This is a genomic window from Novosphingobium profundi, assembly GCF_018491765.1.
Classification (GTDB): Bacteria; Pseudomonadota; Alphaproteobacteria; order Sphingomonadales; family Sphingomonadaceae; genus Novosphingobium; species Novosphingobium profundi.
Window position 1 is genome coordinate 62,691 of record NZ_JABWCU010000014.1, and the last position, 24,489, is coordinate 87,179.

The window sequence follows — 24,489 nt, forward strand, 5'->3', positions numbered from 1 at the left end:
GCACTTCGGTTCTTTCCCCGAATTCCGGCGTGGTTTTGTTGGTAGGGAGGCGACGCCCGGGCCCAAGCTGTGCGTGCCGGCTGCAGCCGCGCTTGCACGCAAGGGCATGCGGTATGACTGGACGCGCGGCGAAAGCTCCCTATATACCGATCGGTATGGAATGTTCGGCAACCAGTACGAAGACGCGTGGCCGGCCTCGGGAATTTGATCCCGATGCCGCGCTCGGGGCTGCGTTGCAGGTATTCTGGAAGCACGGCTACGACGGCGCCTCGCTTGCCGAGCTGACCGAGGCGATGGGCATTACCAAGCCCAGCCTCTATGCCTGCTTCGGCAACAAGGAAGCGCTCTTCAAGAAAGCGCTCGACCTCTACGAGCGTGACAAGCTGGCCTATATCCGCAGCGCGCTTGAGGCGCCCAGCGCGCGCGGCGTTGCCGAGCGGCTGTTCAAGGGCGGAGTCGAGACGTACTGCGGCGCGTCCGAAAGCCAGGGGTGTCTGGGCGTCATCAGTCTGGTAGCCTGCACCAACGAGGACAGCTCGATCCGCGACCACGTGATCGCGCGGCGCCAATCGTCCGAGGCTGCGCTCGTCGCGCGCTTCGAGGAGGCGCTGGCCGATGGCGACCTGCCCGAGGGCACCGACCCCAAGGTCCTCGCCCAGTGCCTCACCACGATGCTCCAGGGCCTCGCCATTCGCGCGCAGGCCGGGGCCGAGCGGGCCGATCTCGAGAAGCTGATTGCGGGATTCCTTGCGATGTGGCCCGGCCGCTGAGCGACGCCCGGGCCCGCCGCCGAGCGGAATGGGGCCCTCGAATCGCGACGTTTCGCACCCGGCCGTCGCGGGATTAAAAAAATTTCATTCATTTCGCGTTCAGCCCCTTGAAACGCGTTTTCCCAGACTAATATACCGGCCAGTATAAAAACTGCTTGACGGATTGGTGCATCGCAATATATACCGACCAGTATAGAATGATGCGACACACTTCGAAGACCTAGGGGAAGCGCCGATTCCCCGTCCCGCGTTCGCGGGGCGGACCGGCTGAAGCGCACCCGGCCTCGCCGCGAGCGGGGCAGGGGGCATACCCGAACCGAACAGATCGGCCGTGGCAGGCTGCCGGATTTTCGTGATCCGACAGGTTCCTGCGGCTGCCTTTTGACACCCGTTTCCCGGCCCCCTTGCGCCGGGGAGCACCCCGGCGCGCGCCCTATCCCCCCTCATTCCGCCGGGGTGCGCGTCGGGCCTTGTTTCAGGGAGCATAGACATGGCCTTTCTCGATTGCCGGGACGGGACGCTTCACGCGCTGCCCGATACCGCGACCACCCCCGAGCTGCACCGCGCAGCACCCTCTGGCGAAGCGCCCCGCAGCGAGATCGCGCCGGTTCTCGGGCCGCTCTACGGACCGATCAGCCGGCTTGTCGCGGGCACGGCCGAGATGCTGGAGCCGCGCTCCGTGCCGGCGCCCGCGTCGGTGCGCGTGGCGCTGGCCGATCCGCTGGCGGGCCTTGCCCCCATCGAACGGCGCGTCGTCGCGATTGCCCGCGAGGACGGGCTCGACAGCCTGCGCACGCCCCGCAAGCGCGGCTGGCTGGCCCGCCTCGTGCTTGGCCCCACCCCGCCCTCGCGCCAACTTGCCAACGAACGGCTGGAGGCCTTGCGGCGCCTTGCCGTCCAGGCCTGGCACAAGGGCCATCTCCTGCCGGTCTCGGCGCTTCGCGAGGCGTCTCACGCCGGCTTCAGCGAAGACCAGGTCGGCGCGGTCATCGACACCATCGGGCGCGCGCGCAGCGCCCGCCAGTTTGCTCCTCTCTGATAAGGAGTTCCTCGTGAACTTTTCGCCCACTTTCGAAACCCCGGCCGAACCCGCATCGGCCGGGACCGACGGCGCTGTCGAAGGCCGTCTCGTCTACGATCCCCAGCCTGCGCGCCGCTTTTCCGGGCGCACGCTCGCGATCGGCGCGGTGGTCCTGCTCGCCGCGGCCGGGATCGGCTGGAAGGCCTTCCACGGCGGTCCGGCCGAGGCCGTGGCGCCGCCCATGGCCACCGTCCAGGCCGCCCATCCGCTGGTGCGCGAGGTGACGCAGTGGGACGACTATGTCGGCCGCTTCGCGCCGAGCAAGACGGTCGAGGTGCGCCCGCGCGTTTCGGGCGCGATCACCGCGATCCACTTCGCCGACGGCGACTACGTGCGTCAGGGCCAGGTGCTCTTCACCATCGATGCGCGGCCCTACCGTGCGGCGCTGGCCGAGGCCGAGGCCGAGGCGGCGCAAGCGCGCAGCGGTCTGGCGCTGGCCAAGTCCGACTACGACCGCGTGGCGGGCCTGACCGGCGACGAGGCTATGGCCGCGAGCGAGGTCGACCAGCTGCGCAGCCGCGTGCGTTCGGCCAGTGCCGCGCTCGCGGCGGCGCAGGCACGCGTCAGCCAGCGCCGTCTCGACGTCGAGTTCGCCACCGTGCGCGCACCGATCTCGGGGCGCATCTCGGACCGGCGCGCCGATGTCGGCAATCTGGTCTCGGGCGACAACAACGCCAACGCGACGCTGCTGACCACGATCAACGCTCTCGACCCGATCTATTTCACCTTCGATGCCTCCGAGGCGCTGTTCCTCAAGACCCAGCGCGACCGCGAGTCCCACCGCGATCCCGCGCAAGTCCAGGTGCGGCTGCAGGACGAGGCGCAGTATCGCTGGCAGGGCAAGCTCGACTTCACCGACAACGGCATCGATCCGCATTCGGGCACGATCCGCGTGCGCGCGGTTCTGGCCAATCCGGAAGGTTTCCTGACGCCGGGCATGTTCGGCAACATGCGGCTTTCCGAAGGGGGCAGTGTCAAGGCGCTGCTGGTGCCCGACGATGCGGTCCATCCCGACCAGGCGCGCAAGGTCGTGCTGACGGTGGGCAAGGACGACACCGTCGTCGCCAAGCCGGTCGAGACCGGCCCTCTGGTGGGTGGCCTCAGGGTCATCCGCAGCGGGCTTTCGCCGCAGGACCGGGTGGTGATCTCGAACTACCAGGCCGCGATGGCGGGCGCCAAGGTCAAGACCGCGCGCGGCGCGATCACGCTCGATCCCAAGCTGGGGGCGACACCTTCGCCCACGGCCGAGGCGGCGAGCGAGCCCGAGGCCGCGCAGGCGACGCTCACGCGGTAACGCAGGACGCGCGGCCAGCGGGCCGCGCCGTCCCTCCCGACTTCTTCCCGAAACGGCCGAGGCCGCACCCTTCGTGGTGCCCGGCTGCGGCGCAGACAGGGCCAATTCCCCATGCGATTTTCCCGGTTCTTCATCGACCGGCCGATCTTTGCAGGCGTCATCGCGGTGTTGATCACCGTGGTGGGCCTCATCGCCTACCTCGGCCTTCCCGTCACCCAGTACCCCGAAGTGGTGCCGCCGACCGTGACGGTCAGCGCGCAATACCCCGGCGCCTCCTCCGAGACCGTGGCCGACACCGTCGCCGCGCCGATCGAGCAGGAGATCAACGGCGTCGACGACATGCTCTACATGAGCTCGCAGTCGACCGGCGACGGCAAGGTCGTCATCACCGTCACCTTCAAGATCGGCACCGACATCGATGCCGCGCAGGTCCTCGTGCAGAACCGGGTGGCGATTGCCGAGCCGCGCCTGCCCGAATCGGTGCGCGCGATGGGCGTGGTTACCAAGAAGGCCTCGCCCGACTTCCTGATGGTGGTGAACCTCCAGTCGCCTGACGGCACGTATGACCGTGATTACCTGTCGAACTACGCGCTGACCCAGGTCAAGGACCGCCTCGCGCGGATCGACGGCGTGGGCGACGTGCAGATGTTCGGTGCGCGCGACTACGGCATGCGCATCTGGATCGACCCCAACAAGGCCGCCGCGCACGACCTGACGGCGGGCGAGATCGTCGCGGCTCTGCGCGCGCAGAACGTGCAGGTATCGGCCGGCGCGCTCGGACAGCCGCCGTTCGACCGGGGCAACGCCTACCAGGTCGGCGTCGAACTGCAGGGGCGCCTGACCAGCCCCGAAGAGTTCGGCAATGTCGTCATCCGTTCGGACGCCGATGGCGGCCAGGTGCGCGTGCACGACGTCGCGCGCGTCGAACTGGGCGCGCAGGACTACACGCTCAACACCTACCTCTCGGGCAAGCCCACGGTCGTCCTCGCGGTGCTCCAGCGCCCGGGTTCGAACGCGCTCGCGGCCGCCACGGCGGTGCGCGGCGAGATGGACAGCCTCCAGGCCTCGTTCCCCAAGGGCCTCGAATATTCGATCATCTACAACCCCACCGAATTCATCGGCCAGTCGATCGACGCGGTCTACCACACGCTGTTCGAGGCGGTGGTGCTGGTCGTGCTCGTCATCCTGGTGTTCCTCCAGAACTGGCGCGCGGCGGTGATCCCGATCGTCGCGATCCCGGTGTCGCTGGTGGGCACCGCGATCATGCTGGCGGCGACCGGCTATTCGCTCAACAACCTCTCGCTGTTCGGCCTCGTGCTCGCCATCGGCATCGTCGTCGACGACGCGATCGTCGTGGTCGAGAACGTGGAGCGCTACATCGAGGAGGGCATGACCCCGCTCGAGGCGGCGCGCCGGTCGATGGACGAGGTTTCGGGGGCTCTGGTCGCCATCGTGCTGGTGCTCTGCGCGGTGTTCCTGCCCACGCTTTTCATCGGGGGCATGTCGGGCCAGTTCTACAAGCAGTTCGCGGTGACCATCGCGACCGCGACGGTGCTTTCGCTGATCGTGTCGCTGACGCTATCGCCCGCGCTCGCCGCGCTGCTCCTCAAGCACCGTGAGCGCCTGCCCGAGACGGCACCGCGCTGGAAGCGCGTGCTGGAGAAGGCGGGTGACCGCTTCAACCACGGCTTCGAGCGGATGAGCCAGGGCTATGCGCACCTGACTTACGTGCTGGTCAAGCGCCCGGCGCGCATGCTCATGGGCTATGCGGCGCTGCTCGCGGCCACCGTCGGCCTGTTCTGGGCAACGCCTGCCGGCTTCATTCCGCAGCAGGACCAGGGCTACTTCCTTGCCGCGATCTTCCTGCCGCCCGGCTCCTCGCTCTCGCGCACCGACGCGGTGACGCAGGAAGTCGCGCGCCGCATCCTGCCCGTGAAGGGCGTCAAGGGCGCGGTGATGTTCGCCGGTCTCAACGGCCCCTCGCAGACCGCCTCGCCCGATTCGGCGGCGATCTATTTCCCCTTCGACAGCTTCGCCGACCGCAAGAAGCTTGGCGTGACGTATGAGGGGATCATGGCGCAGGCGCAGAAGGCGCTGGGCGGCTACGACGCCGCGCAGATCATCCTCGTGCCCCCGCCGACCATCAGCGGCATCGTCCCTCCGGGTGGCTACCGCATGATCGTCGAGGACAAGGGTGGCCAGGGCTATGGCGAGCTGGAAAAGGCGACGCAGGCGCTGATCGCCAAGGCCAACCAGGAGCCCGCGCTCCAGCAGGTCTACACCCTGTTCAACCGCGCCTCGCCACGCGTCCACGCTGACGTCGACCGGCGCAAGGCGGACCTCCTGGGCGTCGCGCCCGAGAAGGTCTTCGAGACGCTCCAGACCTACCTCGGCTCCACCTTCATCAATGACTTCAACTTGCTCGGCCGCACCTACCGCGTCACCGCGCAGGCCGATGCGCCCTTCCGCGGCTCTTCGGCGGACCTTGCCAACCTCAAGACCCGCTCGACTTCGGGAGCCATGGTGCCGATCGGTTCGGTCGCCACCTTCGAGGACGTGACCGGCCCCTACCGTGTGGTGCGCTACAACCTCAATCGCGCGATCGAGGTCGACGGTTCGGTGGCGCCCGGCCACGCGACCGGGCAGGCGCTCGCCACGATGGAGAAGGTGGCGGGTGAGACGCTCCCCTCGGGCTACTCCACCGAGTGGACCGGCATCGCCTGGCAGCAGACCCACGCGGGCAACACTGCAGGGGTGGTCTTCGGCATGGCCGTGCTCTTCGTCTTCCTCGTGCTGGCTGCCCAGTACGAGAGCCTGACGCTGCCGCTTGCGATCATCCTGATCGTGCCGATGTGCCTCTTCGCGGCCATGCTGGGCGTGAACCTCAGGGGCATGGACAACAACATCCTGACGCAAATCGGCCTTGTGGTGCTGATCGCGCTCGCGGCCAAGAACGCGATCCTGGTGGTCGAGTTCGCAAAGCAGGCCGAGGACGAACGTGGGATGTCGCCGGTGGAGGCCGCGGTCTACGCCGCGCGCACCCGCCTGCGCCCGATCCTGATGACCAGCCTCGCCTTCATCCTGGGCGCCGTGCCGCTGGTGATCGCCGAAGGCGCGGGCGCCGAACTGCGCCAGGCGCTGGGGACCGCGGTGTTCTTCGGCATGGTGGGCGTGACCGGCTTCGGCCTCCTCTTCACGCCGACCTTCTACGTGGTGTGCCGCGCGCTTGCCGCAAGGCTCGGGCGCGGGCGCAAGCCCCGCCACGGCCACCACGATCGCGAGAGCCACGCGCTCCAGCCTGCCGAATGAAAGGAACTATCGCCATGAACCTTCGCCTTTCGCTGGCCTCGCTACTGGCCGCGACCAGCCTTTCGGCTTGCGCGGTGGGGCCCGACTACGTCGCCCCCGCCGCGCCCCCTTCCGCACAAGCGCCCTTCCTCGGCAGTGGCGTTGAGGACGCCGGGGTGACCAGCGCCGCGCCCGTGGCGCAGTGGTGGAAGCTCTACGACGACCCCGTGCTCGACGATCTCGTGCGCGAGGCGCTTGCCGCCAACACCGACATTCGCGTGGCGCTGGCGCGGATCGAGAAGGCGCGCGCAAGCCTGCGTGGCAGTCGCGCCGATCGTCTGCCGCAAGGCGCGATCGACGCGCAAGGCGGTTACCGCCGGGCCTCGGAAAGCCAGCTCCTGCCGGGCATGGACCGCGAGGCGCGCTCGGTCGACGGGCAGCTTGCGGTCCAGTACGAGCTCGACCTGTTCGGGCGCGTCAAGCGGGGGATCGAGGCAAGCCGCGCGGATCTGGGCGCGGCACAGGAGGACGCCGATACGGTGCGCGTGACCGTCGTCGCCGATACCGTGCGCGCCTACGTCGATGCCAGTAGCGCGGCCGAGCGCATCGCGGTGGCGCAGCGCACCGTCGACTTGCTCACCAATTCCGAGCGGATCACCCAGGCGCGTTTCGAACGCGGCCTTAACGAGAAGCTCGACGTCATCCGTCTGACCCAGCTGAAAGAGCAGCAGGCGGCCGCGATCCCGGCGCTTCAGGCCGAGCGTGACGCGGCGCTGTTCCGGCTGGCCACGCTGACTGGGCGCACCCCGCAGGACCTTCCGCAAGCCGTCCGCACCCGTACCACCACGCCCGACGTCGCGCAGGCGATCCCGGTGGGCGACGGGCGCGCGCTGCTGGCGCGCCGGCCCGACGTCAAGGCGGCCGAGCGGCGGCTCGCGGCCGACACCGCGCGGATCGGCGTCGCCACCGCCGATCTCTACCCGACGATTTCGCTCGGCGGCACGATCGGCACCACCGCGATCGGCGCGAGTGACGTGCTGGGTGGCGGTCCCTTGCGCTGGATGCTGGGACCGCTGATTTCCTGGGCCTTCCCCAACCAGGAGGCGATCCGCGCGCGGATCGGCGGCGCGCGCGCCGACGCCCAGGCGGACCTCGCCACCTTTGACGGCGCGGTGCTCACCGCGCTCGAAGAGACCGAGACCGCGCTGTCGGCCTATCGCGGGGCCTTGCAGCGCCGCGCGCGGCTTGGCGAGGCGCGCGACGCGGCCGAGCGTGCCGCCAAGGTCAGCCTCGCGCGCCAGAGCCGGGGGCAGATCGACGCGCTCGGTGCGCTCGACGCGCAGCGCACGCTGGCTGGGGCCGAGGCCGACTACGCGACCGGTGTGCGCGACGTCGCCTTCGCGCAAGTCGACCTGTTCCGCGCACTCGGCGGAAGCTGGAGCGCGGCGCCGGAGGCGGCGGGCGACTAGCGGGTGGTGAAGGCGAAGGGCCTCAGGCGGCGACGACGCGACAGGCGAGCGTCCCGCCCGGGGTGAATTCCACGGTGCAATCCTGCCCTTCGGCGACGACGTGGACCCCGGTCACCGCCCCGGTCGAGATCAGGCACCCTTGCGCGACGTCGTGGCCGAGCGCGGCGAGCTTGTTGAGCGCAAAGGCGATCGCCTCGAGCGGGCCGCCCGGGAGCTGGCCCGCCGCGCGCGGCCCGAACCGGCCCTCGCCGATCACGGTTTGGCAGGTCACCGAATCGATCGCCTCGGGCGTGGCCAGCGCGACTTCGGGGCCCAGGATCAGCCCCAGGTTGTTGCCGTAGCCCGCGATCGAGGCGAGCGGCCCCAGGTCGTTGATCGGCGCGAGCGCGCTGCCCGCGACCTCGATGCCGATGTGCCAGGCCGCGACGAGCCCGGCGCAATCGGCCGCGCTCCAGCCCTCGCGCGCGGGGGCGGGGGCGAGGCGGGCGACGAGTTCGGCCTCGAGCGCGGCGAAGCCGCCGCGCGTGGCGGGGAAGGCGGCCGTCTTGCCCGGCTTCGCAGGCCAGACGTCGGGCGCGAAGATCGGCCCGAGGAAGCGATTTTCGCCATGCGCCTCTTCGTGCGCGCCGGTGATCCGCCCGACCTTCCAGCCCGCGATCGCCTCACCCCACAGGTCGATCGCCTCGCGCTGGATCGCGTAGGCCGCCTCCAGCGTCGTGGGCATTGCGCCCGGGAAGGCATCGAAGCCGGTCGCGGTGCGGCGGTGCTCGGCGAAGACGCGGGCGGCGTCGGCGGGGGAAGTCATGGCGAAATGGGTCCTTTCGGCGCGGGTCAGTGCAGAACGAAATCGCGCGGTTCGAGCGCGGGGGGCAGCGCGGCGTGTCCTGCGGCGTGGAGCAGTTCGCGCTCCATCGTGCGCACCATAGCGCTCAAGGGCAGGTCGTTCTCGTCGGTGCCGAAGGGATCGCCCAGCTCGTCGCCCAGCGCGTCGAGCCCGAAGAAGGCGTAGCTGACGAGGAACACGGGGACGATCGTCCACCAGTGCAGCGTCGTCGCCAGCGCGAAAGGCAGCAGCAGGCAGAAGGCATAGGCGGTGCGGTGGAGCAGGAGCGAATAGGAGAAGGGGACGGGCGTCGCCTTGATCCGCTCGCACCCGCCCTGGACGCTCGCCATTTCCGAAAGCTGGATCTCGAGTACGGTGTAGTGCATCGCATCGATCACCCCCGCGTCGGTGAGCTGGCGGCAGGCCTGCCCGACCGCCGAGAGCGCGGCGTCGGTGGGATTGGGAGCCGTGGCCCAGGGGCCGTTCCCGGCCAACCCGGTAATCGCGCGGGTCTCGTCCTCCTCGCGCAGGCGCGCACCGAGCCCGGCGACGAAGCCGGCCACGGTCTCGAGCAGCGGGGCCGCGTCGCCGCGCTCGAGCGTGGCGAGCTGGCGCGCGAAGCTGCGCGTGGCGATGATCAGGCGGCCCCAGAGCTGGCGGCCTTCCCACCAGCGGTTGTAGCACACCGTGTTGCGAAAGCTCATGAAGATCGAGAGCGCGATGCCGATGAGGGTGAAGGGCATGGGCGCGAGATCGGCGAGCAGGGCGGGGGCGGCCGCGCTCAGCACCACCGCGCCGATCGAGACGGCGACGATGAGGGCCAGCGGGCGCACGATGCGCGGCAGGATCGAGCCGCGCAGCGCGGTCAGCACGTCGCGCAGGCGGGGCGTTTCGCGAACGATCATGGGAGGGGAGACTCGGACAGGAAAAAAGGGGCTTGGCACATGGATGGCGCGCCTATGCGCCCAAGCCTCGCGCGAGGCAATGGCACAAGCGCGAGACCCGACGGGGACATGGCAAGGCGTGGCCCGTGCACGCCGGATGGTCGTGCTCGAGGCGCCTTTTCCATGTGTTTTCCGGCACGGAGCGATCGGTGGCAGGCCGCGTGTCGTAGTGCTGCGCTCTCTGCCCCGGCCCCGGCCCAGCGTGCGAAGGTGCCACACCCGGCCCGTTCCCCGCAGGCACGCGCGTTTTGGCCGGTTCCCCTTTGCCCGAACTTGGGCTATCCGCGCGCCATCATGACTGAGATCCAGACCCTTTACGCCGCCTTCGCTGGCCACCTCTCGACCGCACTCGACGCGCTGGAAGCCGCGGGCACGCTGCCCGCAGGCCTCAAGCGAAGCGCGGTCACGGTCGAGCCGCCGCGCGATGCGAGCCACGGGGACCTCGCCACCAACGCGGCGATGGTGCTGGCCAAGCCCGCCGGAATGAAGCCGCGCGACCTAGCCGAAGCGCTCGTCGCCGAACTGTCCAAACTCGAGGCGGTGACTTCGGCCGAGATCGCCGGTCCGGGCTTCATCAACTTGCGCCTCGCGCCCCAGGCCTGGCTCGATGAACTGGGCGCCATCGCCGCGCTTGGCACCGACTACGGCCGCTCGACGCTGGGCGGGGGTACCACCGTCAACGTCGAATACGTCTCGGCCAACCCGACCGGCCCGATGCACATGGGCCACTGCCGCGGCGCGGTCGTCGGCGATGCGCTGGCGACGCTGCTCGAATACGCCGGACACAAGGTCATCAAGGAATACTACGTCAACGACGCGGGCGCGCAGGTGCAGGTCCTCGCGCGTTCGGCGCATATCCGCTACCGCGAGGCGCTGGGCCTTGGGCAAGCGGTGATCCCCGAGGGGCTCTACCCGGGCGACTACCTCAAGCCCGTGGGTGAAAAGCTCGCCGCCGAATTCGGCGATACATACGCTGACGCGCCCGAATCGGAGTGGCTGGCGCTGTTCCGCGTGAAGGCGGTTGCCGCGATGATGGACATGATCCGCGCCGACCTCGCGCAGCTGGGCATCCACCACGACCTGTTCAGCTCCGAAGCCGAACTGCAGGCGAGCGGCAAGCCCGCCGAGGCCGAGGCCTGGCTGCGTTCCAAGGGCCTCGTCTACGACGGCGTGCTCGAGGCGCCCAAGGGCAAGACCCCCGAAGACTGGGAGCCGGTCGAGCTGCCGCTGTTCAAGTCGACCCAGTTCGGCGACGACCAGGACCGCCCGATCAAGAAGTCGGACGGCAGCTGGACCTACTTCGGCGCCGACCTCGCCTACCACTTCCAGAAGGCCCAGAGCGCCGACGCGCTCGTCGACATCTGGGGCGCGGACCACGCCGGCACGGTCAAGCGCATCAAGGCCGCGGTCAAGGCGATGACCGGCGCCGAGGGCGAGGCGACGCCCTTCGAGATCAAGCTGGTGCAGATGGTCCAGCTCCTGCGCGACGGCGAGCCGGTCAAGATGTCCAAGCGTTCGGGCAACTTCATCACCATCGCCGACATGGTCGAGGAAGTGGGCAAGGACGTGGTGCGCTTCACCATGCTCACCCGCAAGCCCGACGCGCAGATGGACTTCGACTTCGCCAAAGTGGTCGAGACGAGCAAGGACAACCCGGTCTTCTACGTCCAGTACGCCCATGCCCGCATCCAGTCGATCCTGCGCAAGGCCAAGGCCGAGCTCGACACCGTCGCCTCGGCCGCGCATCTGGCGCTCCTGGGCGCGGACGATCTCGAGCTGGCCAAGCTGCTCGCGCAGTTCCCGCGCGTGATCGAGGCCGCCGCCGCCGCGCGCGAGCCGCACCGCTTGGCCTTCTACCTGCACGACCTGGCGGCCGCGTTCCACGGGTACTACAATCTGGGCAACGATAGTCCGGACAAGCGGATTGTTAACGCCTCGGATGTTAACCTTACGTCGGCGCGGCTGTTCCTGGCCGTGCAGGTGGGGCAGATCGTGCGCAACGGCCTGGCACTGCTGGGTGTCGAGGCCGTGGAGGAAATGTAACTTATGGCGAATGCGGATGCGGGCAGGACCGGGGAGGGCGTGCCCCTGGACCAGGAACCGGGCACCGGCTCTTCGGGAACCTTCGGGTCCGCGTCCGGGCAGGCCTCGTTTCGCGCCGATCCGTTTGCGCCCGAGAGCGCGGAGCTCGACGATCCTTTCGGCGACGAGACCGATCCCTTCGCGCTTCCGCCGCGCCCCGCCGCGCCTGCCGCCTCGACCTCCGGCTACGAGGCGGGCAGCGAACTTGACCTCGGCGATGGCGAGATGCGCCTGCCCTGGCTCGAGGGCGATGACGAGGACTACGAGGACGAGCGTGGCGGCCTTGGCCAGACCACGCTGCTGCTGATCCTGGCCGTGGTGGCGATCGCGCTGCTCGCGGGCGGCATCGTCTGGGCGCTCAAGGGGCGTTCGGGCGAGACGCTGGTGGCCGATGGCGGCGTGATCGAGGCGCCGGCCGAGCCCTACAAGTCGCGCCCCGCCAATCCCGGCGGCGAAGTGGTCGAGGGCACCGGCGACACCAGCTTCGCGGTCGCCGAAGGCCAGACGCGAACCCCGCAGATCGCCGAGAACACCAACGTGCCCCCGGCACCGGGCTTCAGCACCATGACCGGAAAGGGCGAGAGCCCGGCCGCGTCCAAGCCTGACGCCGCGACGGCGCCGGCCGCTCCGGCCAAGGTCGAGGAACCGGCGGTTTCGGGCGTGGGCGTCCAGGTCGGGGCCTATACCTCGAAGGAAAGCGCGGAGAAGGGCTGGCTCACGCTCAAGGGGCAGTACGCGCCGCTCGCCGAGATGAAGCACCGCATCGTCCAGGGCCAGGCCGACATCGGCACCGTCTATCGTCTCCAGGCGGTTCCGGGCGATCTCCAGGCGGCACGGTCGCTGTGCTCGGGCATGCGTGGCGCGGGGCTGTCCTGCCAGGTCAAGAACTGAGCGCAGGCCCGCGCGCGGCTTGCCGCGTCATCCACACCCCGGGACGCGCGCTTGCTTGCGCGGGGGGCGGGATTGGGCGATAAATCGCCATGGTTCCTGCGATTTTCGGCCTTTCCGGGCTAGCTCTCACGGCGGACGAGACCGCCTTCTTCCGCGACGCCGATCCGGCCGGCTACATCCTGTTCGGACGCAACGTGGAAAGCCGCGCGCAGATGCGCGCGCTTACCGACAGCCTCAGGGCGATCCACGGGCGCGAGAACCTGCTCATCAGCATCGACCAGGAAGGCGGGCGCGTCGCGCGCATGAAGCCGCCGGTATGGCCCGCCTACCCGACCGGCGAGGCCTTCGACCGGCTCTACGACACCGCACCCGCGAGCGCGATCGAGGCGGCGCGGGCCAACGCTGAGGCGCTTGGCCTCGATCTCGCCGAAGTGGGCATCACGCTCGACTGCTATCCTTCGCTCGACGTGCGCCAGAGCGGCGCGCACGACGTCATCGGTGACCGCGCCTTCGGCCACGACCCGATGCGCGTCGCCGCGCTGGGGCGGGCCGCGCTCGATGGCCTGTCGCGCGCGGGCGTGGTGGGCTGCATCAAGCACATTCCCGGCCACGGCCGCGCGATGGCCGACAGCCACAAGGAGCTGCCCACCGTCACCGCCAGCGAGGAGGAGCTGGAGATGGACCTGCGCCCCTTCCGCACGCTGGCCAGCGCGCCCGTGGGCATGACCGCGCACGTGCGCTACACCGCCTGGGACGCGGAAAATCCCGGTACGCTCTCGCCTTTCGTGGTGGGCGAGATCATCCGCAAGCGGATCGGCTTCGACGGGTTGCTGCTCACCGACGATCTCGACATGCAGGCGCTCTCGGGGGCAGTGCCCGAGCTGGCCGCGCGCGCACTGGCGGCGGGGTGCGACATCGCGCTCAACTGCTGGGCGAAGATGGACGACATGGTGGGCATCGCCAAGGCCGTGCCCGCGATCACTGCCGAGGCACAGCGCCGGCTCGAGGCCGCGCTCGGCTCCTGCCCGCAGGGTGTGGGCACGTCCGATCACGCCGCGCTCGTCGCCCGGCGCGACGCGCTGCTGGCCCAGGGCGTCGCCTGAGGCGTGGCGCACGAGCCGGTTCCCGCCGGGCCCTCTGCGCAGGAGGGCGCGCGCCCGTCCGATCCCGGCATCGCGCTGGGCGAGGCGGAAGCGGTGTGGGAGGCGGTCTCCCCGGCCGAACAGCGAAAGCAGGCCCTCTATCTCGAGATCGACGGCTGGGAAGGTCCGCTCGACCTCCTGCTCGACCTTGCCCGGCGCCAAAAGGTGGACTTGCGCCGCATTTCGATCCTCGAGCTGGTCGACGCCTATCTCGACTACATCGACCAGGCGGGCGAAATGCGGCTGGAACTCGCCGCCGACTACCTCGTGATGGCGGCCTGGCTCGCCTACCTCAAGTCCGCGCTGCTGCTGCCCAAGGAGGAACAGCCCGATCCCAGCCCCGAGGAACTGGCGCTGCGTCTGCAACTGCGCCTTCAGCGCCTGGGCGCCATGCGCGAGGCCGCCGCGCGGCTGATGGCGCGCGATCGGCTGGGGCGCGACGTCTTTACGCGCGGCGCGCCCGAGGGCCTGCGCGTCGAGCGCCTCCATCGCTGGCAATGCTCCTGGTTCGATCTCGTGCGCGCCTATGGCGAGGTGAAGCTGCGTTCGCAGCCGGTGGTGCACATGGTGCGCGAGCGCATGGTCATGACGCTCGACAGCGCGATCGCGCGCGTCTCCTCGATGGTCGGCGTGGCGATCGACTGGATGGAACTGCGCGAGTTCGTGCCTCCCTCGCAGGAGGCCTGGAGTCATCCCCAGCTGCGCAAGTCGGCGCTCGCCTCCAGCTTCGTTGCCGCGCTCGAGCTCGCCAAGGCGGGCAAGGTCGAGATCGTCCAGGACACCGCCTTCGGCCCGCTCCAGGTGCGGGCGCTGCGCGCATGAGCCAGGAGGACGAGCTGCTGCGCGCGCTCGAGGCGACGCTGTTCGCGGCCGAGGCACCGATGAGCGTCGAGCAGCTCTCGCGCCATCTGGGCGAGGCCGACGTGCGCGCGGCCTTGCGCGCGTTGCAGGACCATTACGCGCCGCGCGGGGTCAATCTCGTCGAGCGTGGGCGACGCTGGCACTTCGAGACCGCGCCCGACCTTGCGCATCTCCTGCGCCGCGAGAAGGAGGAGGTGCGCCGCCTCTCGCGCGCGGCAACCGAGGTGCTTGCGATCGTTGCCTACCACGAGCCGGTCAGCCGCGCCGAGATCGAGGCGATTCGCGGGGTGCAGACCGCCAAGGGCACGCTCGACGTGCTGCTCGAGGCGGGCTGGGTGCGCGTGGCCGGACGGCGCGAAGTGCCCGGACGCCCGGTGATCTACGCGACTACGGCCGAGTTCCTTGCCCATTTCGGGCTGCAGACGCTTAAGGAATTGCCCGGAATCGACGAATTGCGCGCGGCGGGGCTGCTTGATCCGGTCGATGATGCTATGATCGAGGACGCGCTGGGACCCGAGAATCCGCCGGTCGCCGAGGAAGGTGACCGTCCTGCGACCGAACCGGGTCCAAACGATGACAGGCTTTCAACTTAATCGGAAAGCGCCTAGACGGGCCCAAAGGGGCCGGACTCGGTCGCGCATATATTTGGAGTTGGGATAATGGGTAGCTTCTCGATCTGGCACTGGCTGATTGTCCTGGTGATCGTGCTCGTGCTGTTCGGTCGTGGCAAGGTCTCCGAAATCATGGGTGACTTCGGCAAGGGCATCAAGAGCTTCAAGGAAGGCATGAACGAGGACGACGACAAGCCCGCGAAGCCGGAAAGCAAGCCCGCGCAGATCGCGTCCGGCGAGCCCGCGCCGAGCGCGAGCGAAACCGTCAAGTCCGACCAGGCCTGAGCCTGACGGCCGCGCACGGCTATGCTGGATATCGGAGCCTCCGAACTCCTGATGATCGTCATCGTGGCGGTCGTGGTGATCGGCCCCAAGGACATGCCTCTGGCGATGCGCACCGCGGGTCGCTGGATCGGCAAGATGCGCAAGATCACCGGCCATTTCCGCGCCGGGATCGACGCCATGGTTCGCGAGGCCGAGCTTGAGGAAATGGAAAAGAAGTGGCGTGAGCAGAACGAGGCGATCATGAACGCTGCGCCCAAGCTGCCGAGCGCCGAGGACATGCAGGCGCCCACGCGCGCCAAGACCGACGCGGAGAAGGCGAATTTCGTCGAGGACGCGGCGGGTGGGGAGCCCGCGCTGCCGGCGCCCGCAGAGCCTGAAGGGATGCAGGACACACCCGCGTCCGAGCCCACCGAATCCAACCTGGCGCCGGTCTCCGACCCGGCCCGCAGCGCGTCCTGACCGGGAACGAGGCTCATGGCTTTCAAGATTTCCGACATCGACGACACGCAGGCGCCGCTGCTCGAGCACCTCGTCGAGCTGCGCGCGCGGCTGGTGAAGGCTTTCCTCGCCTTCGGCGTGGCCTTCGCGATCTGTTTCTACTTCGCCAACGACATCTTCGCGATCCTCGTGCGCCCGCTGACCGAGGCCTTCCCGCCGGGTGAGGGCAAGCTGATCTACACCAAGCTCTACGAGGCCTTCTTCGTGGAGGTGAAGATCGCGGTTTTCGCGGCCTTCTTCATCAGCTTCCCGTTCATCGCCAACCAGATCTGGGCCTTCATCGCCCCCGGGCTCTACGCCAAGGAGAAGAAGGCCTTCCTGCCCTTCCTGGTGGCAACGCCGATCCTCTTCACGATGGGCGCGGCGCTGGCCTACTTCGTGGTTATGCCCACGGCCTTCCACTTCTTCCTGGGTTTCCAGGGCAATGCAGGCGGGCTCAAGCTCGAGGCGCTGCCGGGTACGGGTGACTACCTGTCGCTGGTCATGCAGTTCATCCTCGCCTTCGGCATCAGTTTCGAGCTGCCGGTGCTGCTGATGCTGCTCAACCGCGCCGGGATCATCACCCGCCAGCAGGCGGTGGGGGCGCGTCGCTACGTGATCGTGGGGATCTTCATCGTGGCCGCGATCGCGACGCCGCCCGATGTGATCTCGCAGGTCCTTCTCGCGGTGCCGTTGCTGCTGCTGTACGAAGGCACGCTGCTCCTGATGTGGTTCACCGAGCGGCGCGAGGCAAAGGCCGCGACGATCGATGGCGCGGCGGTGGAAGCCCCGGCCGAATAACGAAAAAAGCCCTCGTCCCGATCGGAAAGAGGGCTTTTTTGATGCGGCTTGGCGGCGTCAGCGGTCGGGCGCGGGATCCCCGCCTTGCGAAGCGGGCGCATCGGCCTCGGGCGGACGGATCTGCGCTTCGTCCTGCTGGCTTTGCGCGGCGGCCCAGGCGCGCTGGCCGCCGATCCAGGTTTCCCTGACCGTGATCGTACGCAGCGCCTCGGGGCTGGCGAGCATCGGGTCCTTGTCGAGGAACAGGAAGTCCGCGCGGTAGCCCTTGGCGATGCGGCCGAGGCGGTCCTCGGCGAACATCGCGTAAGCCGCGCCCGTGGTATAGGCGCCAAGCGCGGCCTCGCGGCTGATCGCCTCCTGCGCCTGCCAGCCACCGACCGGCTGGCCATCGGCGCCCTGGCGCGTGACGGCGACCGCCATGCCCACGAAGGGCCGCGCGGGCTCGACCGGAGTGTCCGAGCCGAAGGCCAGCGTTGCCCCGGTCGCGGCGAGCGATTTCCACGCATAGGCGCCGGCCAGGCGCTCGGGGCCGAGGCGCGCTTCGGCCATGGTCCGGTCACTCGCCTCGTGCTGCGGTTCCATCGAGGCGATCACGCCATGCTGGCCAAAGCGCGCGATGTCGGCAGGCGAGACGATCTGGGCATGCTCGATGCGCCAGCGCCGGTCGCCGGTGTAGGTCTGCGAGAGTTCGGCGATGGCGTCGAGCACGACCGCGTTGGCCTTGTCGCCGATGGCGTGGACCGCGACCTGGAAATGGTCGAGCGCGGCCCGGCTCATCAGGTTCGAAAGCTGCGTCTGGTTGAGCAGCGGCAACCCGCTGGTCTCGGGGGCATCGGCGTAAGGGGCCTTGAGCCAGGCCCCGCGCGAGCCGAGCGCGCCGTCGAGGAACAGCTTGACGCCATCGAGCCTCAGCCGGTCGTCGTAGAGCCAGGGCGTGGGCTTGGGGCCGCCGATCAGCTCCATGTTGGCGATCGAATCGGCATAGGCGACGATGCGCAGGCGCAGCCGCCCGCTGTCCCCGGCGCGGCGGAAGGCCTGCCAGTCCTCGATGCTCGTGCCCATGTCGGCCACCGCCGTCACGCCGTGCTCGAGCAGGTCGAGCTGCGCTTCGGCGAGCGCCGCATCGCGGTCCTCGGGGCGCGGGGTCGGGAGCTTGGCCGCGACGAGCGCGGTCGCCGCATCGACGAGCACGCCTGCAGGCTTGCCCGCGCCATCGCGCACGATCCGCCCGCCCTTGGGGTCGTTGGTCTTCGCGGTGATCCCGGCCGCCGTGAGCGCGGCGCTGTTGGCCCAGCCCGCGTGGCCGTCGACGCGCGTCAGCCAGGCAGGCTTGCCGCCGGAGACCGCGTCGAGTTCGGTGGCTGTCGGCAGGTCGGCCGAGGCCCACTCGGTCTCGTTCCAGCCGCCGCCCAGGATCCAGGGCGCGTCGGGGTGGGCGGCGGTCCAGGCCCGGATCCGGGCCAGGGCCTCCTCGCGCGAGCGGGTTCCCGAAAGGTCGAGCGTCAGCTTGGAGAAGCCCAGGCTCATCACGTGGCCATGGGCATCGATCATTCCGGGCACGACCACCTGGCCCTTGCCGTCAAGCCGGTAGTCGGCGTATTTCGGCCGCTTCTCGCCCTGGTGGTAGACTTGCGCGATATGGCCGTCGGGGGTGATCAGGAAGCCGTCGAAGTGTTCGATCCCGCCCTTGCCGTCGCCGGTCAGGCCATCGACGTTGTCGATCAGCGTGCCGGGCACGGCCTTCTCGGGTTCCTCGGCCTTCTTCTTGCGGGCATGGGCGGGCATCGCGACGAGCGCGCTGGAGAGCAGGGCGGCGAGAACCGCCTTCTTCGCGAATGTCACGGACGGCTTTTCCTTGGCAGTCGCTTGATGATCGCGCTGGTGTCGAGGCGGCCCCCGCCCATCGCCTGGATCTCGGCGAAGAACTGGTCGACGAGGCCCGCCACGGGCAGCGAGACGCCCAGGCCCCGGCCTTCCTCGAGGCTGAGACCGAGGTCCTTGCGCATCCAGTCGATGGCGAAACCGAAATCGAACTCGTCGGCGTCCATCGAGGACCAGCGGTTGTCCATCTGCCACGATTGCGCCGCGCCGCCCGAGATCGCCTCGTAGACCTTGTCCATGTCGAGGTGCGAGGCCTGCGCGAAGCGCACCGCCTCGGCCAGTGCGGCGATGTTGCCCGCGATGCAGATCTGGCAGGCCATCTTGGCGGTCTGCCCCGCGCCCGCCTTGCCGACGTGGACGATGCGGCTGGAATAGGCCTCCATCACCGGGCGCGCGGCTTCGATCGCCTCGTCGCGCCCGCCGCACATCAGCGTGAGCGTGCCCTGCTTGGCGCCGCTCTGCGAGCCGGTCATCGGCGCGTCGACGCAGCGGATCTGCAGGTCGCGGGCCTCGACCGAAATCTGGCGGGCGATGCGCGCCGAGACGGTGGTGTGGTCGATGAAGGTCGAGCCCTTGCGCATCGTGCGGAACGCCCCGTTGGGGCCGAGGACGACGTCGGCGAGGTCGTCGTCGTTGCCGACGCACGTGATCACCACGTCGGCGTCGAGCGCGGCGTGCGCCGGGTTGGCCGCGACCCGCGAAGCGAGACCGGGATTGGCCTCCTGCCAGCGCTTGAGGCGATCGGGCGAGCGGTTGTAGATGGTCAGCTCGTGCCCCGCCTCGGCGATGTGCCGGGCGATCTCGCCGCCCATCACGCCAAGGCCGATGAACGAGACTCGCTTGGGGTCCACGGGCGGGCGTTCCACGTTCGTCGCGGTGTCGGCCTCGGGCTCGTCGGGGAGCGGATCACTCAACTGTTCGGTCATGGCCTTGTCCTTAACGTGTTTTGGCCAAATGCAAACCGTCGGCTAGACGGGACTGGAGCGAATGACGATAGGCTGCCCTTTGCCGCCTTTCAATTCCCCGGCAATTCCTTTAGGCGCGCCTAATGGAACAGACCGTATCGAAATCCGCTCCCGCGCTCGCCGAGGCGACGCTCACCCTCGCAGATGTGCGCGGCGCCGCGGAGCGAATTTCGGACAAGATCGTGCGCACGCCGACGATGCGCAGCCAGACGCTGAGCGACATCATTGGCGCCGACATCTGGCTCAAGTTCGAAAACCACCAGTTCACGGCCTCCTACAAGGAGCGCGGGGCGCTCAACGCGCTCATGCAGCTGAGCGAGGAACGCAAGGCGCGCGGGGTGATCGCGGCCTCGGCGGGCAACCACGCGCAAGGGCTCAGCTACCACGGCACGCGGCTTGGCATCCCGGTCACGATCGTCATGCCGCGCACGACTCCGCTGGTGAAGGTAATGCAGACCGAGAGCGTGGGCGGCAACGTCGTGCTCGAGGGCGAGAGCTTCGACGATGCCTACGCGCATGCGCGCAAGCTCGAGGCCGAACTGGGCCTGACCTTCGTCCATCCCTTCGACGATCCGCACGTGGCGGCCGGGCAGGGCACCGTCGCGCTCGAGATGCTCGAGGACGTGCCCGATCTCGACACGCTGGTCGTGCCGATCGGCGGGGGGGGCCTCAGCTCGGGGATGGGCACCGCCGCGCGCGGGATCAAGCCGGACATGCGCATCTTCGGCGTCGAGGCGCAGCTCTACCCCTCGATGTACAACCACCTCAAGGGCACCAACCTGCCGATCGGCGGCGACACGCTGGCCGAGGGCATCGCGGTGTTCTCGCCCGGGCAGTTCACCTCGCGCACGCTGCGCGGACTGCTCGACGACATCCTGCTGGTGAGCGAGCCCGCGATCGAGAGCGCGCTCGCGCTGCTGCTCCAGATCGAGAAGACGCTGGTCGAGGGGGCGGGCGCCTGCGGCCTCGCCGCGCTGATGGACAACCGCGACCTGTTCAAGGGCCGCAAGGTGGGCATCGTGCTCTCGGGCGGGAACATCGACACGCGCCTGCTCGCCAACGTGCTCCTGCGCGACCTGGCCCGCTCGGGCCGCCTCGCGCGTCTGCGCATCGGCCTGCAGGACCGCGCCGGCGCGCTGTTCAAGGTGGCCAAGGTGTTCCACGAGCAGAACGTCAACATCATCGAGGTGTTCCACCAGCGCATCTTCACGCACCTGCCCGCCAAGGGCCTGGTCACCGAGATCGAGTGCGAGGCGCGCGATTCGGCGCAGCTCGATGCGTTGATCGCCGCGCTCCATCGTGAAGGCTACGAAGTGCGCCGGGTCGAAACCGACTGAGTCTCGCAAGTGGAGCGCGCGCTTGGGTTTGGCTCTTATCGTTTGCAAGGCAGGCGGTTAACACATCGCCCCGTGTAACTACCCGGAACCGGGACGCTTCGTTCCGGGACAAACGCAAGGGAAAAGCTCGATTTTCGGGCCAACCGCTGGTGCGCGCTGCCGATTTCGTGGTTAAAACGCTTTCAACGCAGGGCCCGCTCCTGCATATTTGTCTGAACGCAGGCGCCCCCCGGGGGAGGCGATCGCGCAAGCCTGCAAGAGACTAGAGGACGCAACGCTCCCGTGACGGCACCGGTTCGATTTCCCCGCTTCTTCGTTACCAGCCCTGCCCCGTGCCCTTATCTGCCGGGGCGCAACGAGCGCAAGGTCTTCACCGAACTCAAGGGGCCGCACGCGGATTCGCTGAACGACGCGCTCAGCCGGATTGGCTTTCGTCGCAGCCAGACCGTCGCGTATCGGCCGTCCTGCGTGGATTGCAGCGCTTGCGTCTCGGTGCGTGTCGTCGCCAGCGATTTTGCCGCATCGGGCTCGCAGAAGCGCGCGCTCAGGGCCAACGACGATCTGGTCGCCACGGTGTGCCGTCCCTGGTCCACCAGCGAGCAGTTCGAACTGCTCCAGGCCTATCTCGCCGAACGCCATCCCGAAGGCGGCATGACCAGCATGGACGAAATCGACTATGCCGACATGGTCGAGCATACGCCGGTCACCAGCTACGTCGTCGAATACCGCGAGCCCTCGGCCGACGGCGTCACCCCGGGCAAGCTCATCGGCGCCTGCCTGACCGACCGGCAGTGCGACGGTCTGTCGATGATCTACAGCTTCTATGATCCGCAAAGCCGCCGCAAGGGGCTGGGCAACTACATCATCCTCGACCACATCCGCCGCTCGCACGACATGGGCCTGTCCTACGTCTATCTCGGCTACTGGGTCGAAGGCTCGGCGCGCATGCAGTACAAGGTGCGCTACCGTCCGCTCGAAAAGCTCGGCAGGACAGGGTGGGAGCGCATCGCGCGCGAGGAGCAGGAACGCCTGATTGCCGAGGCCGCCCGTCCGCACGGCACCCCGGTGCCCGCAACGGGCGCGGGCAAGGACGGCCTGCCGACGATTTCGCAGGGCTGAGGGCGCGCCGCGCGTTCCGGCACCTGGCGGGAGGCGCTGCGGGCGTGACCATGCCCGCCCGGCCTGCTAGCGCTAGGCCATGAGCACTTCGGACTTTCGCGACGCCCACCGGCATCCCATGATCGATCCCCGCGCGTTGCTGACGTTCCGGGCCATTTGCCGCAGCGGTTCGATCACCGGCGCGGCCCGCGCGCTGAACTTGTCGCAACCCTCGGTCTCGAACCAGATCGCCCAGCTCGAGCGGCGCCTGGGCGTCGTGCTGTTCGAACGCAGCCGCACCGGGATCAGCCTGACGCCCGAGGGCGAGGCGCTTGCCCGCCGGGCCGATGGCCTCGCCATCCTCCTGCGCGATGCCGCCAGCGACGTCCAGCACGCCCACCACCATGTCGCCGGGCCCTTGCGCCTCGGGGGAACCCCGGGGGCGCTGGTGACGCTGCTGCCCGGCGCGATCGCGCGCCTCGACGCGCGGATCGGTGAATTCGCGCTCTCGCTCCAGGAACGCCCCGACCACCTGCTCCTGGAAATGCTGCGCCAGGACGAGATCGAGCTGGCCTTCGTGACCACCGGCATCGACCAGGTGCCCAGCGACATGGTCGAGATCGAATGCCTGCAGGATCCCTTCGTGCTGCTGGTCGGCGCGGCGCACGATGGCCTGCCCGACAGCGTCTCGCTCCATGACCTCGAACACCTCGCCTGGGTGATGCCCGAGGCGCGCGGCGCGTTCCGGCGCCAGGTCGATGCGTTGTTCGTCGCCGCTGGCGTCGCCTTGCCGCGCGTGACCATCCGGTCCGATTCGCTGCTGACCACGCGCGCAATCGTGCGCGAGACCGCGCGCGTCACCGTGCTGCCGCGCACCGTGGCGCTCGACGACGGCAAGAGCGCGGGTCTGCGGGTGATCGCGATTCGCGAGGCGCAGCAGGAACGCACGGTCGGCTTGCGCCACCGCGCCGACGCGGCGCTCAGCCCGCTGGCGCAGGCGATGATCGATGTCTTGCGGCAAGACGCATAGCTTGATGCTATGTTAGCTGAAAATATCATTATTTTACGCAAGGTATGATCCGCGTCTAAACCTGTCCCACGAACCGAGATGATAACCGGATGTGGGAGAGCGCGATGCGGACAGTCATCCGCGATTGTTTCATTTTTGACGGAACGGGGGCGCCTGCGCAGCGCGGAAGCGTGCTCGTCGAGGGCGAACGCATCGCCGCCGTCGTGCTGGGCGAGGCCGCGCTGGCGGACGCCTCGGTGGACAGGATCATCGACGCTTCGGGCATGACGCTGATGCCCGGCATGGTCGACGCGCACACGCATCTGACCTGGGCTTCCTCGACCGAGCAGGTCTACCACCAGTTCATCCTCCCGCCCGAGGAATTGCGCGAGGCGGCAAGGCGGAACGCGCGGGTCCTGCTCGACCACGGCTTCACCTCGCTCTATTCGGCAGGCGCGCTCGTCGACCAGATCGAGCCCGAGCTGTGGCGCGCGATCGAGGCCGGCGAGACACCGGGACCGCGCCTCATTCCCTCGACGCTCGAGCGCAGCCCCGAAGGCGGCGAGGGTGTCGATACCGGCGGCGTCTTCAACGGGCGCGGGCCCGAGGCGATGCGGGCCTTCGTCGCCTATTGCAAGGACGAGGGCGTCCGCTCGATCAAGCTCGTTGTTTCGGGCGAGGATGCGCTCAAGCCCGAGACCGCGATGGACGTGCTCTACACCCGCGAGGAAATGCTCGCGGCGGGCGAGGCCACGCGCGAGGCGGGACTGTGGATCGCCTGCCATGCCTATTCGACGCAGGCCGTCGGCCTGGCGCTCGATGCGGGCGCGCGCATCCTCTACCATTGTTCCTTCGTCGATGCGGCGGGCATCGAGCGCATGGCCGAGTCGCGCGCGAATTTCTTCTACGCGCCGGGTCCGGGCGTTTCGGTTGGCGCGATCGAGGCGAATCCGCCGCCGCACGTCGACATGACCCACATGAAGGCGAGCGCCCAAGCGCGCCTCAAGGCCGAGTCCGTGCTCGTCCCCGAACTGCACAAGCGCGGCGTGCGCGTGCTGATCGGCGGCGACTACGGTTTTCCGTTCAACCCCAACGGCCGCAACGCGCGCGATCTCGAGCACTTCGTGAACTACTACGGTTTTACGCCGGGGGAAGCCCTGCGCGCCGCGACTCAGTACGGCGGCGAGCTGATGGGGCTCGAGGTCGGCCTCGTGCGCGAAGGCTATCTTGCCGACCTGCTGTTGGTCGACGGCGACCCGCTCGCGGACATCGCCATCCTCCAGGACAAGGATCGCCTGGCGATGATCATGCTGGGCGGATCACTCCACAAGGCTCCCCGCCCTCGCGAAGCCCTTGCCGCCACCAATGCGAGCTGAAATC

Annotated in this window: 21 protein-coding genes; 17 read left to right on the top strand and 4 right to left on the bottom strand. The window is 68.9% G+C overall.

Translation table 11 applies throughout. The features are described 5' to 3' along the window. Positions 1-155: 155 nt before the first annotated feature. The 5 genes from HT136_RS16840 (at position 156) to HT136_RS16860 (ending at position 7,902) form a co-directional block, all read left to right on the top strand. Positions 156-770 carry a TetR/AcrR family transcriptional regulator gene (locus tag HT136_RS16840; protein ID WP_214201056.1) on the top strand — a complete coding sequence of 205 codons (615 nt, stop codon included), beginning with the start codon at positions 156-158 and terminating at the stop codon, positions 768-770. 490 nt (positions 771-1,260) lie between these two features. Next, entirely contained in the window at positions 1,261-1,809 is a 549-nt protein-coding gene (locus HT136_RS16845) for a hypothetical protein (protein WP_246543808.1), read from the top strand. Between the two features lie 13 nt (positions 1,810-1,822). Next, on the top strand, positions 1,823-3,145 hold the full coding sequence (locus tag HT136_RS16850; RefSeq protein ID WP_214200978.1) for an efflux RND transporter periplasmic adaptor subunit: 1,323 nt from the start codon (positions 1,823-1,825) through the stop codon (positions 3,143-3,145). A gap of 111 nt (positions 3,146-3,256) precedes the next feature. Continuing rightward, positions 3,257-6,454, top strand: a complete 3,198-nt coding sequence (locus tag HT136_RS16855) for an efflux RND transporter permease subunit (protein ID WP_214200979.1) — start codon at positions 3,257-3,259, stop codon at positions 6,452-6,454. A 14-nt stretch (positions 6,455-6,468) separates the two neighbouring features. Then, positions 6,469-7,902 carry an efflux transporter outer membrane subunit gene (locus HT136_RS16860; RefSeq protein ID WP_214200980.1) on the top strand — a complete coding sequence of 478 codons (1,434 nt, stop codon included), beginning with the start codon at positions 6,469-6,471 and terminating at the stop codon, positions 7,900-7,902. Between the two features lie 22 nt (positions 7,903-7,924). Here HT136_RS16860 and HT136_RS16865 read toward each other — a convergent pair whose 3' ends face one another. Further along, positions 7,925-8,707 (bottom strand): 2-keto-4-pentenoate hydratase, encoded by a 783-nt coding sequence (locus HT136_RS16865; protein ID WP_214200981.1) that lies wholly within the window; start codon positions 8,705-8,707, stop codon positions 7,925-7,927. A gap of 26 nt (positions 8,708-8,733) precedes the next feature. Beyond that, positions 8,734-9,630: a bestrophin family protein gene (locus HT136_RS16870; RefSeq protein ID WP_214200982.1), complete on the bottom strand. Its 897-nt coding sequence runs from the start codon at positions 9,628-9,630 to the stop codon at positions 8,734-8,736. 333 nt (positions 9,631-9,963) lie between these two features. On the opposite strand from HT136_RS16870, the gene argS reads away from it, so the two are divergent. The 8 genes from argS (at position 9,964) to tatC (ending at position 16,819) form a co-directional block, all read left to right on the top strand. Further along, positions 9,964-11,712 (top strand): arginine--tRNA ligase, encoded by a 1,749-nt coding sequence (gene argS / locus HT136_RS16875; protein WP_214200983.1) that lies wholly within the window; start codon positions 9,964-9,966, stop codon positions 11,710-11,712. A gap of 39 nt (positions 11,713-11,751) precedes the next feature. Then, complete coding sequence (locus tag HT136_RS16880) at positions 11,752-12,642, top strand: SPOR domain-containing protein (RefSeq protein ID WP_343222222.1); 891 nt, start codon at positions 11,752-11,754, stop codon at positions 12,640-12,642. An 89-nt stretch (positions 12,643-12,731) separates the two neighbouring features. Further along, complete coding sequence (gene nagZ / locus HT136_RS16885) at positions 12,732-13,745, top strand: beta-N-acetylhexosaminidase (protein ID WP_214200985.1); 1,014 nt, start codon at positions 12,732-12,734, stop codon at positions 13,743-13,745. Between the two features lie 75 nt (positions 13,746-13,820). Beyond that, positions 13,821-14,606 (top strand): segregation and condensation protein A, encoded by a 786-nt coding sequence (locus tag HT136_RS16890; RefSeq protein WP_246543840.1) that lies wholly within the window; start codon positions 13,821-13,823, stop codon positions 14,604-14,606. Beyond that, entirely contained in the window at positions 14,603-15,238 is a 636-nt protein-coding gene (gene scpB, locus HT136_RS16895) for an SMC-Scp complex subunit ScpB (RefSeq protein ID WP_214200986.1), read from the top strand. Before HT136_RS16890 ends, scpB begins: the two co-directional genes overlap by 4 nt. A 66-nt stretch (positions 15,239-15,304) precedes the next feature. After that, positions 15,305-15,541 (top strand): twin-arginine translocase TatA/TatE family subunit, encoded by a 237-nt coding sequence (locus HT136_RS16900; RefSeq protein WP_214200987.1) that lies wholly within the window; start codon positions 15,305-15,307, stop codon positions 15,539-15,541. 21 nt (positions 15,542-15,562) lie between these two features. Continuing rightward, the gene (tatB, locus tag HT136_RS16905; protein WP_214200988.1) at positions 15,563-16,000 is read left to right on the top strand and encodes a Sec-independent protein translocase protein TatB; all 438 of its coding nucleotides are present in this window, start codon (positions 15,563-15,565) and stop codon (positions 15,998-16,000) included. Between the two features lie 15 nt (positions 16,001-16,015). After that, positions 16,016-16,819 (top strand): twin-arginine translocase subunit TatC, encoded by an 804-nt coding sequence (tatC, locus tag HT136_RS16910; protein ID WP_214200989.1) that lies wholly within the window; start codon positions 16,016-16,018, stop codon positions 16,817-16,819. A gap of 57 nt (positions 16,820-16,876) precedes the next feature. Here the strand turns inward: tatC and HT136_RS16915 are convergent, their stop codons facing one another. Continuing rightward, positions 16,877-18,604: an amidohydrolase gene (locus HT136_RS16915; RefSeq protein WP_214201059.1), complete on the bottom strand. Its 1,728-nt coding sequence runs from the start codon at positions 18,602-18,604 to the stop codon at positions 16,877-16,879. Positions 18,605-18,657: 53 nt separating this feature from the next. After that, positions 18,658-19,626: an NAD(P)-dependent oxidoreductase gene (locus tag HT136_RS16920; RefSeq protein WP_214200990.1), complete on the bottom strand. Its 969-nt coding sequence runs from the start codon at positions 19,624-19,626 to the stop codon at positions 18,658-18,660. Between the two features lie 122 nt (positions 19,627-19,748). Here HT136_RS16920 and HT136_RS16925 point away from each other — a divergent pair, with 122 nt between their 5' ends. The 4 genes from HT136_RS16925 (at position 19,749) to HT136_RS16940 (ending at position 24,485) form a co-directional block, all read left to right on the top strand. Beyond that, entirely contained in the window at positions 19,749-21,002 is a 1,254-nt protein-coding gene (locus HT136_RS16925) for a threonine ammonia-lyase (protein WP_214200991.1), read from the top strand. A gap of 282 nt (positions 21,003-21,284) precedes the next feature. Continuing rightward, positions 21,285-22,121 carry an arginyltransferase gene (locus HT136_RS16930; protein WP_214200992.1) on the top strand — a complete coding sequence of 279 codons (837 nt, stop codon included), beginning with the start codon at positions 21,285-21,287 and terminating at the stop codon, positions 22,119-22,121. A 79-nt stretch (positions 22,122-22,200) separates the two neighbouring features. Further along, complete coding sequence (locus HT136_RS16935) at positions 22,201-23,130, top strand: LysR family transcriptional regulator (RefSeq protein ID WP_246543809.1); 930 nt, start codon at positions 22,201-22,203, stop codon at positions 23,128-23,130. A 104-nt stretch (positions 23,131-23,234) separates the two neighbouring features. Continuing rightward, a complete protein-coding gene (locus HT136_RS16940; protein WP_214200993.1) occupies positions 23,235-24,485 on the top strand; it encodes an amidohydrolase family protein in 1,251 nt (416 codons plus the stop codon). Positions 24,486-24,489: the final 4 nt, after the last annotated feature.

What these genes read in the sequence shown, in the direction of transcription:
- tatC (WP_214200989.1), top strand. Translation starts at nt 16,016, where the DNA reads ATGGCTTTCAAGATTTCCGACATCGACGACACGCAGGCGCCGCTGCTC.
- scpB (WP_214200986.1), top strand. Translation starts at nt 14,603, where the DNA reads ATGAGCCAGGAGGACGAGCTGCTGCGCGCGCTCGAGGCGACGCTGTTC.
- HT136_RS16870 (WP_214200982.1), bottom strand. Translation starts at nt 9,630, where the DNA reads ATGATCGTTCGCGAAACGCCCCGCCTGCGCGACGTGCTGACCGCGCTG.
- nagZ (WP_214200985.1), top strand. Translation starts at nt 12,732, where the DNA reads ATGGTTCCTGCGATTTTCGGCCTTTCCGGGCTAGCTCTCACGGCGGAC.
- HT136_RS16855 (WP_214200979.1), top strand. Translation starts at nt 3,257, where the DNA reads ATGCGATTTTCCCGGTTCTTCATCGACCGGCCGATCTTTGCAGGCGTC.
- HT136_RS16900 (WP_214200987.1), top strand. Translation starts at nt 15,305, where the DNA reads ATGGGTAGCTTCTCGATCTGGCACTGGCTGATTGTCCTGGTGATCGTG.
- HT136_RS16865 (WP_214200981.1), bottom strand. Translation starts at nt 8,707, where the DNA reads ATGACTTCCCCCGCCGACGCCGCCCGCGTCTTCGCCGAGCACCGCCGC.
- tatB (WP_214200988.1), top strand. Translation starts at nt 15,563, where the DNA reads ATGCTGGATATCGGAGCCTCCGAACTCCTGATGATCGTCATCGTGGCG.
- HT136_RS16935 (WP_246543809.1), top strand. Translation starts at nt 22,201, where the DNA reads ATGAGCACTTCGGACTTTCGCGACGCCCACCGGCATCCCATGATCGAT.
- argS (WP_214200983.1), top strand. Translation starts at nt 9,964, where the DNA reads ATGACTGAGATCCAGACCCTTTACGCCGCCTTCGCTGGCCACCTCTCG.
- HT136_RS16860 (WP_214200980.1), top strand. Translation starts at nt 6,469, where the DNA reads ATGAACCTTCGCCTTTCGCTGGCCTCGCTACTGGCCGCGACCAGCCTT.
- HT136_RS16925 (WP_214200991.1), top strand. Translation starts at nt 19,749, where the DNA reads ATGGAACAGACCGTATCGAAATCCGCTCCCGCGCTCGCCGAGGCGACG.
- HT136_RS16920 (WP_214200990.1), bottom strand. Translation starts at nt 19,626, where the DNA reads ATGACCGAACAGTTGAGTGATCCGCTCCCCGACGAGCCCGAGGCCGAC.
- HT136_RS16840 (WP_214201056.1), top strand. Translation starts at nt 156, where the DNA reads ATGGAATGTTCGGCAACCAGTACGAAGACGCGTGGCCGGCCTCGGGAA.
- HT136_RS16845 (WP_246543808.1), top strand. Translation starts at nt 1,261, where the DNA reads ATGGCCTTTCTCGATTGCCGGGACGGGACGCTTCACGCGCTGCCCGAT.
- HT136_RS16915 (WP_214201059.1), bottom strand. Translation starts at nt 18,604, where the DNA reads ATGCCCGCCCATGCCCGCAAGAAGAAGGCCGAGGAACCCGAGAAGGCC.
- HT136_RS16940 (WP_214200993.1), top strand. Translation starts at nt 23,235, where the DNA reads ATGCGGACAGTCATCCGCGATTGTTTCATTTTTGACGGAACGGGGGCG.